The following is a 20371-nucleotide window of genomic DNA, read 5'->3' as shown; positions in this document are numbered from 1 at the left end:
GGGCACGGTGGAGGACGCGGCGGTCGTCCTGGGCACCCTGCGGCGTGACGAGGGCGGTCTGCGCCGCTTCACCACCGCCCTCGGCGAGGCGTACGTCCATGGTCTCCCGGTCGACTGGACACCCCTCGTCGGCACGGCCCGCACCACCGGACCCGACCTGCCCACCTACCCCTTCCAACGCCGCCGCTACTGGCTCCAGGCGCCCCCCGGCGCACGCGGCGACCTCGGTGCGGTCGGGCTTCGGGACGCGGAGCACCCGTTGGTCGGGGCCTGCCTGCAGGGTGTGGACGGCGGAGTGGTGCTGACCGGCCGGGTGTCGCTGTCGGCGCACCCCTGGCTCGCTGACCACGCGGTCGCCGGGAGGGTGCTGCTGCCCGGAGCGGCGTTCGTGGAACTGGCACTGCGGGCCGCAGACGCCGTCGGCTGCGGTCGGCTGGACGAACTGACCCTGGAAGAACCGCTGGTCATCCCGGAACAGGGAGCAGTGGCGGTCCAGGTGGTCGTCTCCGCCGCGGACGGGACGGGCGGCCGTACGGTCTCCGTCCACTCGCGGGCCGGCGACGAGGAGCTCGGCGGGGAGTGGAGCTGCCACGCTGTCGGCAGGCTCTCCGATGAGACGTCCGCCGCGTCCGAGGAGGGCTTCGGCGCGAGCGCCTGGCCGCCGGCCGGTGCCGAGCCGGTCGACCTGGACGGGTTCTACGGCGACCTCGCGGCGCGCGGATACCAGTACGGTCCCGCCTTCCAAGGGCTCACCTCGGTCTGGCGGCACGGTGACGACACCTACGCCGAAGTGGCCCTGCCCACCGGGTACGACACGGACGCCTCCCGGTTCGGCCTGCACCCGGCCCTCCTCGACGCCGCCCTGCACGCCATCGTCACGGCAAACACTCCCGGCGCCGACGACGGCCGACTGCGGCTGCCGTTCGCGTGGAACGGCGTCGTCCTCTCCGGGACCGGCGCGACCACGGCCCGTCTCCGGATCTCACGGCTCGACACCGACACGGTCGCACTGGCCCTCGCGGACACCGACGGCCGGCCCTTCGCCCGGATCTCCGCCCTGACCCTGCGTCCGATCGACCCCGCACGCCTGCGCGAGACTGTCGCCGCCAGGGATCCGCTCTACACCCTCGACTGGGTACCGGTGACAGCCACGGAGCTCGCTCTCGACCTGGCCGACCTCGCCGTTCTCGGTGCGGGCGTGTTCGGCCCGCTGCTCCCGGAGACCGCCTATCACCCCGACCTCACCGCGCTGACGTATGCGCTCGACACCGGCACCCCCGTCCCGGCAGCCGTTGTCGTGCCGTGCGCCGACGAATCCGACGCACACGCCGTCGCGGGCCGACTGCTGACCGTTCTGCGGGCCTGGTTGGCCGATGCGCGGTTCGAGTCGTCGCGGTTGGTGGTGGTGACGCGGGGTCCCGGGGGTGTGGTGTCGGGTCTGGTGCGGTCGGCGGAGACGGAGAATCCGGGCCGGTTCGTCCTCGTCGAGACGGATGGGGGCGACTGGCTGGCGGATGTGCGGGCCGCGTTGGCGGTCGGTGAGCGTGAAGTGGCGGTGCGGGACGGCGTGTTGAGTGTGCCGCGTCTGGTGCGGCACGTGGTGGCGGACGGCGAGGTGTCGTGGGGTGAGGGTGCTGTTCTGATCACCGGTGGCACCGGCACGCTGGGTGGTCTGGTGGCCCGGCATCTGGCGGTGCGCCACGGTGTCCGTGAGCTGGTGCTGCTCGGGCGTCGGGGTATGGACGCGCCGGGTGTGAGCGAGCTGGTGGGGGAGCTTGCCGCGCTGGGCGTGTCGGTGGTGGTGGAGGCTTGTGACGCTGCCGACCGGGATGCTTTGGCGGGTGTTCTGGAGCGTGTGCCGGGTCGTTTGGCGGGCGTGGTGCACGCTGCCGGTGTGCTGGACGACGGTGTCGTGGCCGGCATGTCTGAGGAGCGGTTGCACACGGTGCTGCGTGCGAAGGTCGACAGTGCCGTCAACCTGGACGAGCTGACCCGCGACCTGGACCTCTCCGCCTTCGTCCTCTTCTCCTCCGTCTCGGGCATCCTGGGCGGTCCGGGTCAGGCGAACTACGCTGCGGCCAACACCTACCTGGACGCGCTCGCTCACGCCCGCCGTGCCGAAGGGCTCCCCGCCACCTCCATGGCCTGGGGTTTCTGGGAGACGGCCAGCGGCATGACCGGTCACCTGGACGGCAGCGACACCGTCCGCCTGGCACGCCGGGGCATCCTGCCGCTCACCGACCGGCAAGGGCTCGCGCTGTTCGACGCGGCCCTGTCCGCCACGGCCCCCGCGCTGACCGTGCCGATCCGCCTCGACTTCGCCGCCTTGCGCGCCCAGTCCGACGCCGGACTGCTTCCCCCGCTGCTGAGCGGCCTCGTCCGCGCCGCCAAACGGCGTGTCGGCACTCCCGACGGTGAGCCGACGACCTCCGGGTTCGCCCGGCGTCTCGCGGGACTGCCCGCCGCCGAACAGGAGCGTGAGCTGATTCAGTTGGTGTGCGAGGTCGTCGCAGCCGTCCTGGGGCACGAGTCCGGCGCGGCCGTGAACGCCGGACGGCCCTTCAAGGAACTCGGGTTCGACTCGATGCTCGCGGTGGACCTGCGTAACCGCCTCAACACGGCGACGGGCCTGCGCCTGCCGGCGACGCTCGTGTTCGACCACCCCACGCCCTCGGCCATCGCCCGCCACCTGCGCGGTGAACTGGTCGGCTCCGAGATGGACACGGCCGGACCCAAGCCGGTCGGCGACGCGACGGACGACGACCCCGTGGTGATCGTCGGGATGGCGTGCCGCTTCCCCGGCGGGGTCGAGTCCCCCGAGGCCCTGTGGGACCTGGTCGCGGAGGGCCGGGACGCCGTCGCCGGCTTCCCCGAGAACCGGGGCTGGGATCTGGAGGACCTCTACGACCCCGACCCTTCGGTTCCCGGGAAGAGCTACGCGTGTGAGGGCGGATTCCTCTACGACGCGGGCGACTTCGACGCCGGGTTCTTCGAGATCTCCCCCCGCGAGGCCCTTGCCATGGATCCCCAGCAGCGGTTGCTCCTGGAGACGTCGTGGGAGGCGTTCGAACGGGCCGGGATCGATCCGGCCGGGCTGCGCGGCAGCCAGACGGGTGTCTTCGCCGGTGTCATGTACCACGACTACGCCGCCCGCGTCACCGAGGTGCCCGAGGAAGCCGAGGGCTACATCGGCACCGGTTCGTCGGGGAGTGTCGTGTCCGGCCGGGTCGCGTACACCTTCGGCTTCGAAGGCCCCGCGGTGACGGTGGACACGGCGTGCTCCTCGTCGCTGGTCGCCCTGCACCTGGCGTCCCAGGCGCTGCGGAACGGCGAGTGCGGCATGGCCCTCGTCGGAGGCGTCACCGTCATGTCGCACCCCGGCCTCTTCGTCGAGTTCAGCCGCCAGCGCGGGATGTCGGCCGACGGTCGGTGCAAGGCGTTCTCGGCTGCGGCGGACGGTACGGGCTGGGCCGAGGGCGTCGGGGTGCTCTTGGTGGAACGACTGTCGGACGCGGTGCGCAATGGGCACAGGGTTCTGGCGGTGGTGCGCGGCAGCGCGGTCAACCAGGACGGCGCCAGCAACGGGCTGACCGCTCCCAACGGGCCGTCCCAGCAGCGGGTGATCCGGCAGGCGTTGGCGAGTGCCGGTCTGGGAACCGCTGATGTGGACGCCGTCGAGGGGCACGGTACGGGCACGACGCTCGGTGACCCGATCGAGGCTCAGGCGGTCATCGCGACCTACGGGCAGGATCGTCCGTCGCGGGAGCAGCCGTTGTTCCTGGGTTCGTTGAAGTCGAACATCGGTCACGCGCAGGCCGCTGCCGGGGTGGCGGGTGTGATCAAGATGGTGATGGCGATGCAGGCGGGCGTGCTGCCGCGGACGTTGCACGTCACCGAGCCGTCGCCGCATGTGGACTGGTCCGCCGGGGCGGTGGAGCTGCTCACCGAGGCGCGGGAGTGGCCCGAGACCGGGCGTCCCCGTCGTGCGGGCGTGTCGTCCTTCGGGGCGAGCGGCACCAACGCACACGTGGTCCTGGAGCAAGGCCCCGCCTCCGCCGAGCCCGTGCACGACGAACGTGTCCTGCCCTGGCTGCTGTCCGCCCGTACCCCGCAGGCCCTCGCCGATCAGGCGCGACGACTCGCCGAGTTCGCGCGGGCGGACGGCGGCGCCGGAACCGCGGACATCGGGCACGCCCTCGTGGCCACCCGCACCCTGTTCGAGGAGCGGGCCGTCGTGACCGGCGGCGACCGGGACGAATTGCTCGCCGGGCTCGACGCGCTGGCCGAGGGCGGATCCGCGCCCGGCGTGGTGGCCGGAACGGTGCGGCCCGGCGTCCGCGTCGCGTTCCTGTTCAGTGGCCAGGGCAGCCAACACGTGGGCATGGGGCGTGAGTTGTACGATGCGTTCCCGGTCTTCGCGGAGGCGTTCGACGAGGCGGTCTTCGAGCTCGACCGGCAACTGGCCGGGCACACGGACCAGTCGCTGCGTGACGTCGTCCTCGGAGCCGACGGCACCGACGGCCTGCTGGACGAGACGGTCTTCACCCAGGCCGCCCTCTTCGCCCTCGAAGTCGCCCTCTACCGCCTGGTCGAATCCTTCGGAATACGGCCCGACCACCTGCTGGGGCACTCGATCGGCGAACTCGCCGCCGCCCACGTGGCGGGCCTGTGGTCCCTCCAGGACGCGGCCGTCGTGGTCGCCGCGCGCGGCCGGCTCATGCACGCGCTGCCCAAGGGCGGAGCGATGGTGGCCGTCTCGGTCTCCGAACAGGACGCCCTCGACGGCCTGGCCGCCGCCCGGGACGACGTCCCCGGCGCAGACGCCGTCTGCGTCGCCGCCGTCAACGGACCCACCTCGGTCGTCCTGTCCGGCGACGAGGACCCGGTACTGAAGGTGGCGGCGCGCTTCGCGGACGCCGGACACAAGACCCGCCGCCTGCGCGTCAGCCACGCGTTCCACTCGGCCCGCATGGAACCGATGCTGGACGAGTTCCGCCGCATCCTGATCACCGTCTCCTACGGCGAACCCACCCTCCCGCTGGTCTCCAACCTCACCGGAGCCCCGGCCCATCCCGACGAACTGCGCACCCCCGAATACTGGGTACGACAGGTGCGCGAGGCCGTCCGGTTCGCCGACGGAGTGACGGCCCTGGACGCCGACGGCATCACCGCCTACCTCGAACTCGGCCCCGAAGGCGTCCTGACCGCGATGGTCCGCGACACCCTCCCCGGCGCCGCCGACCTCACCGCCGCCCCCCTGCTGCGCCGCGACCGGCCCGAGACGCAGTCCACCCTCGACGCCCTGGCCGTCGCCCACGTCGCGGGGGTGCCCGTCCGCTGGGAGACCCTGTTCGAGGGGGCCGGGACCACCGACCTGCCCACGTACGCGTTCGAACGGCGACGCTACTGGCTGAGCAACGCCTCGGGGCCGGCCGCCGACCCCACGGGCCTCGGATTCGCCGCAGGCCGCCACCCGCTGGTCGGCGCGGCCGTCCCGCTCGCCGGAACCGACCACATGGTCCTCACCGGACGGCTCTCCATCCGCACCCACCCCTGGCTCGCGGACCACGCGGTCGCCGGATGTGTTCTGCTCCCTGGCTCCGCGCTCGCCGAACTCGCCCTGCACGCCGCCCACATCACCGGCTGCTCCCGCGTCGCCGACCTGACCCTGGAGAACCCGCTCGTCCTGCCCGAACGCGGCGCCGCGCAACTCCAGATCGCCATCGGCGGGGACCAGGGCGACGGACTGCGGACCCTGGAGGTCTACTCCCGCCCGCAGGACACCACCGACACCGACCCCGAGCAGTCGGCGACGGCCTGGACCCGCCACGCCACCGGCACCCTCGCCCCGGCCGACGACCACGCCGCCTCCTTCGACTTCGGCCTGGCCGCCTGGCCCCCGCCCGGCGCCCGGCCCCTGGACCTGGACGGCTTCTACGACGGGCTCACCGACAACGGCTACGGCTACGGCCCGGCCTTCCGGGGCCTGCGCACCGCATGGCGCGCCGGTGACGCCATCTACGCCGACGTGGCACTCCCCGACAGCACGGCCGACTCCGCGAGCCGGTTCGGCCTGCACCCGGCGCTCCTCGACGCCTGCCTGCACGCGGCACGGCTCACCGCCCCCGAAACCGACGACGGCCTGGTACGCCTCCCCTTCTCCTGGACCGGCATCACCCTCCTGGCCACCGGCGCCTCCGCCCTGCGCGTACGGCTGTCCACCAGCGGCCCCGACCGGCTCACCCTCCAAGCCGTCGACGGCACCGGACAGCCCGTCCTCGACGTGCGGGAGCTGGCGGTACGCGGCGTCGCCCCCGACCGGCTCGGCGTGGCCGCCGAGGGCACGACCGGCGCCCTCCACCTCATGCACTGGATTCCGGCCGACCTCACCGAAAGCCTCACGGACACGGACCAGCTCGACATCGCCCGCCAGACCACCGGCGGCGGTCTGGCGGACGCCGTCTCGCAGGCGACCACCGAGGTCCTGCGGCAGGTTCAGGAACGGCTCGCCGCCGACGACGCACAAGGCCCGCTGGTGGTGGTGACGCACGGCGCGGTCGCCGCGTCCCCCGACGACACCGTCCCCGACCTCGTCAACGCCGCCGTATGGGGGCTCGTGCGCTCGGCCCAGACCGAGCACCCCGGCCGGCTCACCCTCGTCGACACGGACGACAGCCCCGACTCCACCGCGCTCCTCGACGCCGCCGTTCGCAGCGGCGCACCGCAACTCGTGCTCCGTGCCGGACAGGCCCTGGCACCCCGCCTCGCCCGCCACAGCGAACACACCGCCCTGATCCCGCCGCCCGGCGACTGGACCCTGGGCACCACGGGCGACGGCACCCTCGAGGGACTGGCCCTCCAGCCCGCCGACGACACCGCACCCCAGCCCCTCGGCGCACACGACATCCGCATCACCGTCCGCGCCGCGGGACTCAACTTCCGCGACGTGCTGATCGCCCTCGGCGTCTACCCGGGCGCCGCGTCCATGGGCGGCGAAGGCGCCGGCGTGGTCACCGAAGTCGGCTCGGCCGTCGAGCAACTCAGCGCCGGGGACACCGTGTTCGGGCTGTTCCCGTCCTTCGGGCCGCAGGCCGTCGCCGATCGGCGGATGGTCGCCCGGATGCCCGAAGAGTGGTCGTTCGAGCAGGGCGCCTCGGTACCGGTCGTGTTCCTGACGGCCTGGTACGGGCTCGTGGAACTCGGTGGACTCCAGCCCGGCGAGCGGATCCTGATCCACGCCGGTGCGGGCGGAGTCGGCATGGCGGCCATCCAGATCGCCTGTCACCTCGGCGCCGAGGTCTTCGCGACCGCCGGCGAGGGCAAGTGGGACACACTGCGGGCGATGGGCCTGGACGACGCCCACATCGCGAGCTCCCGGACCCTCGACTTCGAGCAGAAGTTCGCCGATGGCGTCGACGTGGTCCTCAACTCCCTCGCGGGCGAGTTCATCGACGCCTCACTGCGCCTCCTCGCCGACGGCGGCCGCTTCCTGGAGATGGGCAAGACCGACCTCCGCGACCCGAACACCGTCCACACCACCCACCCCGGCACCCGCTACCTCCCCTACGACCTGATGACCCTCGCCCCCGGCCACATCAACGCCCTCCTCGACGACGTGACCCACCTGTTCGCGACCGGGGCGCTGCACACGGCCCCGGTACGGGCCTACGACATGCGGCGCGCAGCGGACGCCTTCCGGCTCATGTCCCAGGCCAAGCACACCGGCAAACTGGTCCTGCGCATCCCCAGGCCCCTGGACCCGGACGGCACCGTCCTGATCACCGGCGGCACCGGCACCCTGGGCGGCCTCCTGGCCCGGCACCTCGTCACCCGCCACGGCATCCGCAACCTGGTGCTCCTCAGCCGAGGCGGCCCCGACGCCCCCGGCGCGGCCGGCCTCACCGCCGACCTCACGGAGCTCGGCGCCCACGTGAGCGTCGAGGCGTGCGACGCGGCCGACCGCGAGGCACTCGCCGCCGTTCTCGCCCGCACACCCGCTCCCCTGACCGGGATCGTCCACGCGGCGGGCGTACTGGACGACGGACTCGTCGACTCACTCACCCCCGAGCGCCTCGAACGCGTCCTGCGGGCCAAGGTCGACGGCGCCGTCAACCTCCACGAACTCACCGCGGGCCACGACCTCGCCGCCTTCGTCCTCTTCTCCTCCGCCGCCGGGATGCTGGGCAGCCCCGGACAGGCCAACTACGCCGCCGCCAACGCCTTCCTGGACGCCCTCGCCGCACACCGGCAGTCCACCGGGCTCCCTGCCACCTCCATCTCCTGGGGCCTGTGGGCGGACACCAGCGGCATCACCGGACAACTCGGCCGGCAGGACATGGCCCGCATGCGCCGCTCGGGAATCGCCCCGATGACAGCGGCCGACGCACTCCACCTCTTCGACACGGCACTGACCCTCCCCGACGCCAACCCCGCCGCCGTACGACTGGACGCGGCCTCCCTGCGGAAGGCGGCCGCGGCCGGGAACCTGCCCGCACCGCTGCACGGCCTGGTGCGCATGCCCCGACGCCAGGCCACCGGAGCCACGGCACAGTCCGCGACGAACCTCGCCCAGCGACTCGCCGGACAGACCGAGACGGAACGCGAACGCCTCCTCCTCGACCTCGTGCGCGGCCACTGCGCCGCCGTCCTCGGACACGCCTCGATCGAGGCCGTCTCCTCCGACCGAGGCTTCCTCGAAGCAGGCTTCGACTCGCTCACCGCCGTCGAACTCCGCAACCGGCTCTCCACCGCGACCGGCCTGCACCTGCCGGCCACGGTCACCTTCGACCACCCCACCCCCCTCGCTCTCGCCCGCCACCTCGGACAGGAACTCGCCCCGGCCACCGCGGCGGACCCGACGGCACCCCTGCTCGGCGAGATCGACCGACTGGAAGCGGCACTCACCGACGCGCTTCCCGCCCCGGGCGACGACCGCGACGCCGTACTGCGCCGCCTCCAGGCGCTGCTGTGGAGGTTCGAGGACACCCCCGACCCGGCACCCGGCACCGAAGACGACCGGCCCGGCGGCTTCAACGCCGTCACCGACGACGAGATGTTCAGCCTGATCGACAGGGAACTGGGGCTGGACTGATGACCTCTGCCAGCCGACCGACCCGGACAACGCCGTTCTCTGGAAAGCGTGGACGATGAACGACACCGGCACGGAACACAAACTGCGGGGCTACCTCAAGCGGGTGACCGAGGAACTCCAGCAGACCAGGCGCCGCCTGGCCGCCACGGAGGCGCACGGACGGGCGCCCATCGCGATCGTCGCCATGTCCTGCCGCTTCCCGGGCGGCGTCCGCTCGCCCGAGGACCTGTGGCGGCTGGTGGAGTCCGGGGCCGACGTCGTCTCCGACTTCCCCACCGACCGGGGCTGGGACACCGAGCACCTCTACGACCCCGACCCCGACGCCCCCGGCAAGAGCTACGTACGCCAAGGCGGCTTCGTCCACGACGCGGGCGAGTTCGACGCCGAGTTCTTCGGGATCTCGCCCCGCGAAGCCCTCGCGATGGACCCCCAGCAGCGGTTGCTCCTGGAGACGTCGTGGGAGGCGTTCGAGCGGGCCGGCATCGACCCGGCCGCCCTCAAGGGCAGCCGCACCGGCGTCTTCGTCGGCGCGGGCGCCAACCGCTACATCGAGAACCCGCGCCACACCCCGCGCTCCATCGAGGGCTACTCGATGACCGGGAACATCACCAGCGTCCTGTCCGGCCGGCTCTCCTACACCTACGGCTTCGAGGGCCCCGCCGTCACCGTCGACACCGCCTGCTCGTCCTCCCTCGTCTCCCTCCACCTGGCCGCACAGGCCCTGCGGCAGAACGAGTGCTCCTTCGCGCTGGTCGGCGGCGTCACCGTGATGTCCGACCCCGCGCTCTTCGTCGAGTTCAGCCGGCAGCGAGGCCTCGCCCCCGACGGCCGCTGCAAGGCGTTCGCCGCGGCCGCCGACGGCACCGGCTGGTCCGAAGGCGTCGGCGTCCTCCTCGTCGAACGGCTCGCCGACGCCCGTCGCAACGGCCACCAGGTGCTCGCCGTGCTGCGCGGCAGCGCCGTCAACCAGGACGGCACCAGCAGCGGCCTCACCGCACCCAGCGGACCGTCACAGCAGCGCGTCATCCGGCAGGCCCTGGAGAACGCCCGCCTTACCCCCGACCAGATCGACCACGTCGAGGCCCATGGCACCGGCACCAGACTCGGCGACCCCATCGAGGCCCAAGCCCTGATCGCCACCTACGGCCAGGACCGGGACCGGCCGCTGTGGCTCGGCGCCCTCAAATCCAACCTGGGTCACTCCGCCGCCGCCTCGGGCGTCGCCGGAGTGATCAAGACAGTGCTGGCGATGCACCACGGCAAGCTGCCGAAAACACTCCACGTGGACGCGCCGACCCCGCACGTCGACTGGTCGGCGGGTGCGGTCGAGCTGCTGACCGAGGCGCGCCCCTGGCCGGAGACCGGACACCCGCGCCGGGCTGCGGTCTCCTCGTTCGGGATCAGCGGCACCAACGCGCACATCGTCCTCGAACAGGCTCCCGCACCGGCCGAGCCGGCCGACGCCGAGCCCGTGCCCGACGACAGCGGCCCCCTGCCCTGGCTCGTCTCCGCCCGCTCGGAGCCGGGACTGCGCGCCCAGGCCCGCCGACTCCTCGACCACATCGAGGCACACCCGGAACCCACCCCGCTGGACCTCGCCCACTCCCTGTCCGCGACCCGCTCCGCCCTGGACGTCCGTGCGGCTGTTCTCGGCACCGACCGGGCCGAACTGGTCGAAGGACTGACCTCGTTGGCGGTCGGCGAGCCCGGCGCCAATGTGCGGGTGGGCACTGTGCGCACCGACGCCCGGGTGGCCCTGTTGTTCAGTGGGCAGGGGAGTCAGCGGGTGGGGATGGGGCGTGGGTTGTATGGGGCGTTTCCGGTGTTCGCGGAGGCGTTCGATGCGGTGGTTGAGGAGTTGGACCGGGAGTTGGCGGGTCATGTGGGGCATGGGGTGCGTGATGTGGTGTGGGGGGAGGGGGAGTTGCTGGGGGAGACGGTGTTCACGCAGGCCGGGTTGTTCGCGGTGGAGGTGGCGTTGTTCCGGCTGGTGGAGTCGTTCGGGGTGCGTCCCGATTTTCTTCTGGGTCATTCGGTCGGGGAGTTGGCGGCGGCTCATGTGGCGGGTGTGTGGTCGCTTGCGGATGCGGCTGTTGTGGTGGCGGCGCGGGGGAGGTTGATGCAGGGGTTGCCGGCTGGTGGGGTGATGGTGGCGGTGCGGGCGACGGAGGCGGAGGTTCTGGAGGTGCTGGGGGGTGCGGAGATCGCGGCGGTGAACGGGGTGTCGTCGGTGGTGATTTCCGGGGACGAGAGTGCTGTCCTTGCGGCTGCGGGTGTGTTGGAGGGGCGGGGGCGTAGGACGAGGCGGCTGGCGGTTGGTCATGCGTTTCATTCGGTGCGGATGGAGCCGATGCTGGCGGAGTTCCGTGCGGTTTTGGAGCGTGTGTCGTATGCGGAGCCGCGGGTGGCGGTGGTGTCGAATGTGTCCGGTCGGGTGGCGTCGGTGGGGGAGTTGACGGATCCGGGGTATTGGGTGCGTCAGGTCCGTGAAACCGTCCGCTTCGGTGACGGGGTCACCGCCCTGCTGTCCCAAGGCACCACCGCCTTCGCGGAGTTGGGACCCGACGGCGTCGCCTGTGCCATGGTCCGGGAGGCCATCGTCCCGAACCCCGGGCAACAGGCGCCCACCACCGTGCCGCTGCTGCGGCGCGACCACCCCGAGGCGAGCAGCGTGACCGGGGCACTGGCCGCCCTGCACACCGAAGGTATCCGCGTCGACTGGGCCGGGAACCTCGCCGCACGCGGCGGCCGGCGGGTTGAGCTGCCGACGTTCGCCTTCCAGCGGCAGCACTACTGGCTCACGAGCGAACAGCCCGCCACGCCCACCGGCCGTTACACGATCCGCTGGCAGACGGTCGCCGAACTCCCGACGGCCAGGCTCTCCGGCGACTGGTTGCTGGTGTCCGGCGCCGGCGACGGTTTCACCGCAGGGTGCGCCGAGGCGCTGGAGGAGCACGGTGCACGCGTGACGCACCTGACCGTCGAGCCCGACGCGCTGAACCGCGAGGCGCTCACCGCACTCCTGGGCGAGCACACCGGCGTCGCGGGTGTCGTGTCACTGCTGGGCCCGAACTCGAACCACTCGACCGACGCCGGCCCCGTGCCCTCGGGGCTGGCCGGCACGCTCGCCCTCGTCCAGGCCCTGTGCGACCTCGGCATGGACACCCGGCTGTGGACCCTGACGCAGGGCGCGGTGACCACCGGTGCCTCCGACGCCGTGCGCCACGTCGGACAGGCCCAGGTCTGGGGTCTCGGCCGTACCGTCGCCCTGGAGCATCCCGCGCTGTGGGGCGGGCTGGTCGACCTGCCCGACGTGCCCGATGCGTCGGCCTGGTCCCGGGCCGTGGCGATGATCGCGGACGGTGCCGAGGACCAGGTCGCCGTCCGCGCCTCCGGCATCCGGGTACGGCGGCTGGGCGCCGCGCACGCCGACGGCGCGGCCACCGACTGGCAGCCTGCCGGGCGCATCCTCGTCACCGGCGGCACGACCGGTCTCGGCGCCCGGGTGGCACGGTGGGCGGCCGAGCGCGGTGCCGAGGAACTGGTGCTGGTCAGCAGGCGTGGCGCCGAGACGCCCGGTGTCGACCAGCTGGTGGCGGACCTCGCGGAACTCGGTGCCCGCGCGACCGTCGCCTCCTGCGACCTCGCCGACGGCGACGCCCTCGCCCGGCTCGTCGCGGGGATGGAGGCCGACGGTGAGCCGATCCGGGCCGTCGTGCACACCGCAGGGCTCGCCCAGGACTGCCCCGTCCTCGACACCGACCCGCTCCTGTGCGCGGACGTCATCGCCGGCAAGGCGGTGGGCGCCGCGCACCTCGACACCGCGTTCGGCGACCGCCCGCTCGATGCGTTCGTGCTGTTCTCCTCGGTCGCCGGAGTGTGGGGCGGCGGCGTCCAAGGCGCCTACGCCGCCGCCAACGCCGCGCTGGACGCGATCGCCGAGCAGCGCAGGGCGCGCGGGCTGGCCGCCACCTCCATCGCCTGGGGCCCGTGGGCCGAGGAAGGCATGGTCGGCACGGAAGACGACGCGCGACGGCTGGCCCGCCGTGGACTGCGCCCGCTGACCACGGACGCGGGACTGGCCGCGCTCGCCCAGGCCGTGGGGCGCCCCGAGGCGACGGTCGCCGTGGCCGACGTGGACTGGGAACGGTTCACCACCGCGTTCACCGCACTGCGGCCCAGCCCGCTCCTGAGCGCGCTCCACACGCCCGCCGCATCCGCGCCCGCGACCGCCGCGCCGAAGGACGCCGCCCTCGCCCGCCGCCTCGCCGAGGCCCCTGCCGCAGACCGGCCCGCGCTCGCCCTGCACGCCGTCCGTACGCAGGTCGCGCAGGTGCTCGGGCACGGCTCGGCGCAGACGGTCGACGCCGACCGGGCCTTCCGCGACCTCGGCTTCGACTCCCTGACCGCCGTCGAACTGCGTGACCGGCTCGGTGCGCTGACCGGGCTCCAGCTCGCCGTCACCACCGTGTTCGACCACCCGACCTGTGCCGCGCTGGCCGCGTACCTGTGCGAGGAACTCGCGCAGGACGGACCGGCCGACCGCCGGCAGGGCGCGGCCGTCGCCCTCGCCGCCTCCGACGAGCCCATCGCGATCGTCGGCATGGCCTGCCGCTACCCCGGCGGTGCCGACTCCCCCGAGGACCTGTGGCGGTTGGTCGCCGACGGCGGCGACGCCATCGGCCTCTTCCCGGCCGACCGGGGCTGGGACCTCGACCGCCTCTACCACCCCGACCCCGACCACCCCGGCACCACCTACACCCGCCACGGCGGATTCCTCACCGGCGCCGCCGACTTCGACGCGGGCTTCTTCGGGATCTCCCCGCGCGAAGCCACCGCCATGGACCCCCAGCAACGGCTGCTCCTCGAAACCTCCTGGGAAGCCTTCGAACGCGCCGGACTCGACCCGGCGACCCTCGCCAGAACCGCGACCGGCGTCTTCGTCGGCGGCTCACCCTCCGGTTACGCGACCGGAGCGCACGCAGGCCAGAGCGCGGAGGGCTACGCGCTCACCGGCAGCGCGGGCAGCGTCCTGTCCGGGCGCCTCGCCTACACCTACGGCCTGGAAGGCCCCGCGGTGACGGTGGACACCGCGTGCTCGTCGTCCCTGGTCGCCCTGCACCTCGCCGTGCAGGCCCTGCGCCGGGGCGAGTGCTCCACGGCCCTCGCGGCGGGCGTCGCCGTCATGGCCGTCCCCACGGGCTTCGTCGAGTTCAGCCGGCAGCGCGGGCTCGCCCCCGACGGCCGCTGCAAGGCGTTCGCCGCGGGCGCCGACGGCACCGGCTGGTCCGAGGGCGCCGCCGTCCTCGTCCTCGAACGGCTCTCCGACGCCCGGCGCGAGGGGCACCCGGTCCTCGCGGTGGTCCGTGGCTCCGCCGTCAACCAGGACGGCGCCAGCAACGGGCTCAGCGCGCCGAACGGCCTCGCCCAGCAGCGGGTCATCCGACTCGCCCTCGCCGACGCGGGACTGACACCGGACCAGGTCGACGCCGTCGAGGCGCACGGCACCGGCACCACCCTCGGCGACCCGATCGAGGCCCACGCCCTGATCGCCGCCTACGGACAGGACCGGCCCGCCGAACGCCCCCTGCGGCTCGGCTCGGTGAAGTCCAACATCGGCCACGCGGCAGCCGCCGCAGGGCTCGCGGGCATCGTGAAGACGGTCATGGCCCTGCGCCACGGCACCCTCCCGAAGACCCTCCACGTCGACAGCCCCTCACCGCACATCGACTGGTCGGCCGGCGCCGTGGAACTCCTCACGGAAGCGGCACCCTGGCCGGACACCGGCAGGCCCCGCCGCGCCGGGGTGTCCTCCTTCGGCATCAGCGGCACCAACGCCCACGTGATCCTCGAACAGGCGCCCCCCGCCGCCGAAGAGGCTCCCGAGGAGCGACCGCACCCCGACACCCCGCTGCCCTACCTCCTCTCCGCCGACAGCGCACCCACCCTGCGGGCCGTCGCAGCCCGCCTGCGCGGCCATCTGCTGGACCACCCCGGCCTCGCCCCCGCCGACGTCGCGCACTCCCTCGCCACCACCCGCGCCGTCCTGTCCCACCGCGCGGTGGTGATCGCCCGCGAGCGCGACACCCTCCTGCACGCACTGGACGGACTCGCCGACGGCGTGGCACGCCCCCACGTCGCCGAAGGCACCGGGCCCACCCGTGACCGCGTCGTGTTCGTCTTCCCCGGCCAGGGCTCCCAGTGGCCCGGCATGGCCGCCGAACTCCTCGCGGAATCCTCCCTGTTCGCCGAGCACATCGCCCGCTGCGAGACAGCCCTCGCCCCCTACGTCGACTGGTCCCTGACCGCCGTCCTGCGCGACGCCGACGAGGCCGCCCTGAACCGCGTGGACGTGGTGCAGCCCGCCCTGTGGGCGGTGATGGTCTCCCTCGCCGCACTCTGGAGCGCCCACGGCATCCGGCCCGCCGCCGTGGTCGGCCACTCGCAGGGCGAGATCGCCGCAGCGGTCGTCGCGGGCGCGCTCACCCTCGACGACGGCGCCAGGATCGCCGCCCTGCGCAGCAAGGCACTCCTCGCCCTCTCCGACCGGGGCCTCATGGCGTCCGTCGCGCTGTCCCACACCGAGGCCGCCGAGCACGTCGCCGCGTCCGACGGCCGGCTCTCCCTCGCGGCGGCCAACGGCCCCGGCCAGGTCGTCGTCTCCGGCGACCCCGACGCCGTACGGGCCCTGGCGGCCGGCGCCGAACGCTCCCGCATCCTCCCGGTCGACTATGCCTCGCACTCCGCACACGTCGAGGAGATCCGCGACCGCCTCCTCGCCGACCTCGCGGACCTCCGGCCCGCGACCGGACACGTGCCGTTCCACTCCACCGTCACGGCCGGTCCGCTGGACACCGCCGGGCTGGACGCCGAGTACTGGTACACGAACCTGCGGCAGACGGTCCGCTTCGAAGAGACCGTGCGCGGCCTGCTGGAGCAGGGGCACGACACGTTCGTCGACCTCGGCCCGCACCCCACCCTCGTCACGCCGGTCCAGGAGATCGCCGCGTCCCTCGGCGCCGAGAACGCGGTCCTCGGCAGCCTCCGCCGGGGCGCGGGTGGCCTCGACCGCTTCCTGCTGTCCGTCGGCGAGGCCGCCGCCCTCGGCGTCGTACCCGACTGGAGCACCGCCCTCGCCGCTCACCGCCCCACCACCGTCGACCTGCCCACCTACCCCTTCGCCCGGCGCCGCTACTGGCTCGACGCGGCCGACGGCACACCCATCGCCGACCACGACCCGGCCGAGGCCCGCTTCTGGGAACTCGTCGAAGGCCAGGACCCCCAGGCACTCGCCGACCTCCTCGGCGGACCCGAAGGACAGCCCTGGCACACCGTCCAGCCCACCCTGCGCGCCTGGCGCCGGCACACCCGCGAGCGCCGCACCGCAGACGGCCGCCGCTACCGCGCCCGCTGGCAGCCCGCCCCCGACCTGACCGCCGACCCCGGTGCCCCGACCGCCTGGCTCGCCGTCGTACCGGCCGCACTCGCCGCCGACGAGGACACCACCCGGCTGATCGCCGGCCTGGCCGACCAGGGCCTGAAGGTCGACACCGTCACCGTCGACCCCGCCCGTACCGACCGTGCCGACCTCACCGACCGCCTCCAAGACGCCCTCCCGCAGGAACCCGGAGGCGTCGGAGTCCTCTCCTTCCTCGGACTCGACCCCACCCCCCACCCCCACACCCCGCAGATCTCCGCCGGCCTCACCGGCACCCTCCTCCTCACCCAGGCCGTCACCGACCTCACCGCCGAGGCCCGCCTGTGGTGCCTGACCCGAGGTGCCGTCGCCGTCGCCGAACCCGCCCCGAACGTCCCCGAACAGGCCCGGATCTGGGGGCTCGGCCGAGTCGCCGCCCTCGAACTGCCCGACCGCTGGGGCGGCCTGGTGGATCTCCCCGAACACCCCGGCCCCGACGACGCCGACCGGCTGCGCCAGGCCCTCACCAACGCCGCACACGAGGACCAGCTCGCCCTGCGCCCGATCGGCACCCACGTCCGCCGCATGGACCGCGCTCCCCTCCCCACCACCGGCCCCGTACGCGACTGGCGCCCCACCGGCACCGTCCTCGTCACCGGCGGCACCAGCCCGCTGACCGTCCGGCTCACCCACTGGCTCTCCGCACGCGGCGCCGGACACATCGTCCTGGCCGGCCCCATCGACCCCGACACCGCCACCGCCGCCGAAACCGCCCTCGACGAGACCGGTACCCGCCTCACCCTCGCCCCCTGCGACCTGACCGACCGGCAGGACGTCACCCGCCTCCTGGACCGCCTCCACACGGACGACCACAAGATCACCGACCTGGTGCACACACCCGGCGACACCGGCCTTGCCCCCCTCGACGAGACCGACCCCGCCGCCCTCGCCCAGGCCCTCGCCGCCACCGCTCACAGCGCCCTCCTCCTCGACGAACTCCTCGACCCCGCCGCACTGCGGACCGTCATCCACTTCTCCTCCGTCGCCGCCTTCTGGGGCAGCGGTGAGCACGCGGCCTACGCCGCCGCCTGCGCCCACCTCGACGCCCTCGCAGAACGGCACCGCGCCCAGGGCCGCCACGCCCTCTCCGTCGCCTGGCCCGTCTGGGACCTGCTCGCCGAGACCCCCACCGCCGACGACCCCGACACGGCCCGCGCCCTACGCCGCATGGGCCTCGGCGGCCTCAGCCTCATCGACCCTGACCACGCCCTGGACGCCTTGCGGGCAGCCCTCGACCACGACGACACCTGCGTCGCCGTCGCCGACGTCGACTGGCCCGTCTTCACCGGCGCTTTCACCGCCCGCCGCCCCAGCAGGCTGCTCGACACCCTCCCCGAAGCCCGCGCCGCCCTCGCCGCACTCGACGAGGAAGCCCGCGACGCGGCCGACGCCGCCGACGAACTGCGCCGCGAACTGAGCACCCTCAGCGCCCCCGACCGCGCACACCGCCTCCTCGAACTGGTCCGCGAACACACAGCCGCCGCCCTCGGCCACGACAGCCTCGACGAGATCCGGCCCGACCGCGCCTTCAGCGAACTCGGCTTCGAGTCGATCACCGCCGTCGACCTGCGCAACCGCCTGAGCCGCCGCACCGGCCTGACCCTGCCGGCGACCCTCCTGTTCGACCACCCCACCCCCCTCGCCCTCGTCGACCTCCTCCTGGCCGAACTCCTGGAGGACGGCATGGCGGACGCCGCCTCCCTGCACGCGGAGATCGACCGCCTCGCCACCGGCCTCGCCACCGCCACCGTCGGCGACACCGACCGGGCCGGCATCACCAAACGCCTTCAGACCCTCCTGGCCACCTGGACCGCCTCTCCCGACGACGGCCCACGGCAACCCGGGGCCCGCACCCTCGCCGACGAGTTCGAGACCGCCACCGACGACGAGATGCTCGCCTTCATCGACAAGCTGCGCCGCGACACCTCGGCGGGCTGACCCCCCCCATGCGCCATCCGCGCACCACGAACACCACGACCCCAGTACCGGAGGACTGCCGTGGCCAGTGAAGAGACGCTTCGTGAATACCTGAAGTGGGCCACGGCCGAACTCCACGATGCCCGCCGGCGCATCGAGGAACTCGAGACCCCCGAGCCCGTCGCCGTCGTCGGCATGGCCTGCCGCTACCCCGGCGACATCACCTCCCCCCAAGACCTGTGGGACCTCGTCACCCGTGGCGAGGACGCGATCGGCCCCCTCCCCGACAACCGGGGCTGGGACCTCGACCGCCTCTACCACCCCGACCCCGACCACCCCGGCACCACCTACACCCGCCACGGCGGATTCCTCTCCGACGTCGCCGGCTTCGACGCGGACTTCTTCGGCATCTCCCCGCGCGAAGCCACCGCCATGGACCCCCAGCAACGGCTGCTCCTCGAGACCTCCTGGGAAGCCTTGGAACACGCCGGAATCGTTCCGGCCACCCTGCGCGGCAGCCGCACCGGCGTCTTCATCGGCACCAACAACCTGGAGTACGGCTGGACGTCCGGCCGCGTCCCCGACGAATACGCCGGACACCTCACCACCGGCACCGCCGCCGCCGTCGTCTCCGGCCGGCTGTCCTACCTGTACGGCCTCGAAGGGCCCGCCGTCACCCTGGACACCGCCTGTTCCTCCTCCCTCGTCGCCCTCCACCTCGCCGTCCAGGCCCTGCGCGGCGGCGAGTGCTCGCTCGCCCTCGTCGGAGGCGTCACCGTCCTTTCCTCACCCGGTCAGCTTCTCGGGTTCAGCGCACAGCACGGGCTCGCCGCCGACGGACGCTGCAAGGCGTTCGCCGAAGGCGCCGACGGCATGGGGCTCGCGGACGGCGTGGGGCTGCTCCTCGTCGAAAAGCTCTCCGACGCCGAGCGGAACGGGCATCGGGTGCTCGCCGTCGTACGGGGGTCCGCGGTCAACCAGGACGGCGCCAGCAATGGGCTGACCGCTCCCAACGGGCCCTCCCAGCAACGGGTGATCCGGATGGCGCTCGCTGACGCGGGGTTGTCGGCCGCCGACGTCGATGCCGTTGAGGCGCACGGCACCGGGACGACGCTCGGTGACCCGATCGAGGCCCAGGCCCTCATGGCGACCTATGGACAGAGCCGGCCCGCTGACCGGCCGTTGTGGCTCGGGTCCGTCAAGTCGAACATCGGGCATACCGGGGCGGCCGCGGGGGTTGCCGGGCTGATCAAGGCGGTTCAGGCGATTCGGGCGGGGGTGTTGCCGCAGACGTTGCATGTGGGGGAGCGGTCGACGCGGATTGATTGGTCCGCGGGGGCTGTGGAGTTGTTGGGGGAGGCGCGGGAGTGGCCTGAGGTGGGGCGGGCTCGGCGGGTGGGGGTGTCCTCCTTTGGGATCAGTGGGACGAACGCGCATGTGATTGTGGAGGAGGCTCCTGCGGCGGTTGACGCTGCTGAGGTGCCTGCTGGTGTGCCTGCCACTGGTGGCGTGCCTGCCGTTGGTGGTGTGTTGCCGTTTGTGGTGTCGGGGCGTTCGGTGGCGGGGTTGAAGGCTCGGGCTGGGCAGCTTGCCGTGTATGTGGGGGCTGGGGCTGGGGTGGAGTTGAGGGGGGTTGCCTCGGCCTTGGTGGCGGCTCGGTCCGCGTTGGAGTTCCGGGGCGTCGTACTGGCCGCCGACCGGGCGGAGTTGACGTCTGGCTTGGAAGCGCTGGCCTCGGGTGAGGCGACGACGGGCAAGGCGCGTCCGGCGGGGCGTCCGGTGTTCGTGTTCCCGGGGCAGGGGTCGCAGTGGGTGGGGATGGCGGCTGGTCTGCTGGATGAGTCGCCGGTGTTCGCGGAGCGGATCGCTGCGTGTGGGGTGGCGCT

Annotated in this window: 3 protein-coding genes and 2 pseudogenes; all 5 read left to right on the top strand. The window is 73.3% G+C overall.

Annotated features, from left to right (window positions below; translation table 11 throughout):
* Window positions 1-7: 7 nt before the first annotated feature.
* A complete protein-coding gene (locus ACZ4W9_RS39415) occupies window positions 8-9091 on the top strand; it encodes an SDR family NAD(P)-dependent oxidoreductase (protein WP_467944054.1) in 9084 nt (3027 codons plus the stop codon).
* Between the two features lie 103 nt (window positions 9092-9194).
* Window positions 9195-13325, top strand: a pseudogene (locus tag ACZ4W9_RS39410) (type I polyketide synthase); the annotation flags it as partial.
* Between the two features lie 99 nt (window positions 13326-13424).
* Window positions 13425-13541, top strand: a pseudogene (locus ACZ4W9_RS39405) (acyl carrier protein); the annotation flags it as partial.
* A gap of 18 nt (window positions 13542-13559) precedes the next feature.
* Window positions 13560-18506, top strand: coding sequence for a type I polyketide synthase (locus ACZ4W9_RS39400; RefSeq protein WP_467944055.1), 4947 nt, complete (start codon window positions 13560-13562; stop codon window positions 18504-18506).
* Between the two features lie 60 nt (window positions 18507-18566).
* The coding region (locus tag ACZ4W9_RS39395; RefSeq protein WP_467944053.1) for a type I polyketide synthase at window positions 18567-20371 on the top strand (1805 nt) is incomplete at its 3' end.

It is taken from the genome of Streptomyces sp. NPDC029296, assembly GCF_055569255.1.
The sequence above is the reverse complement of the archived record's forward strand: the minus strand, read 5'-3'. Positions and strand labels throughout refer to the sequence as shown.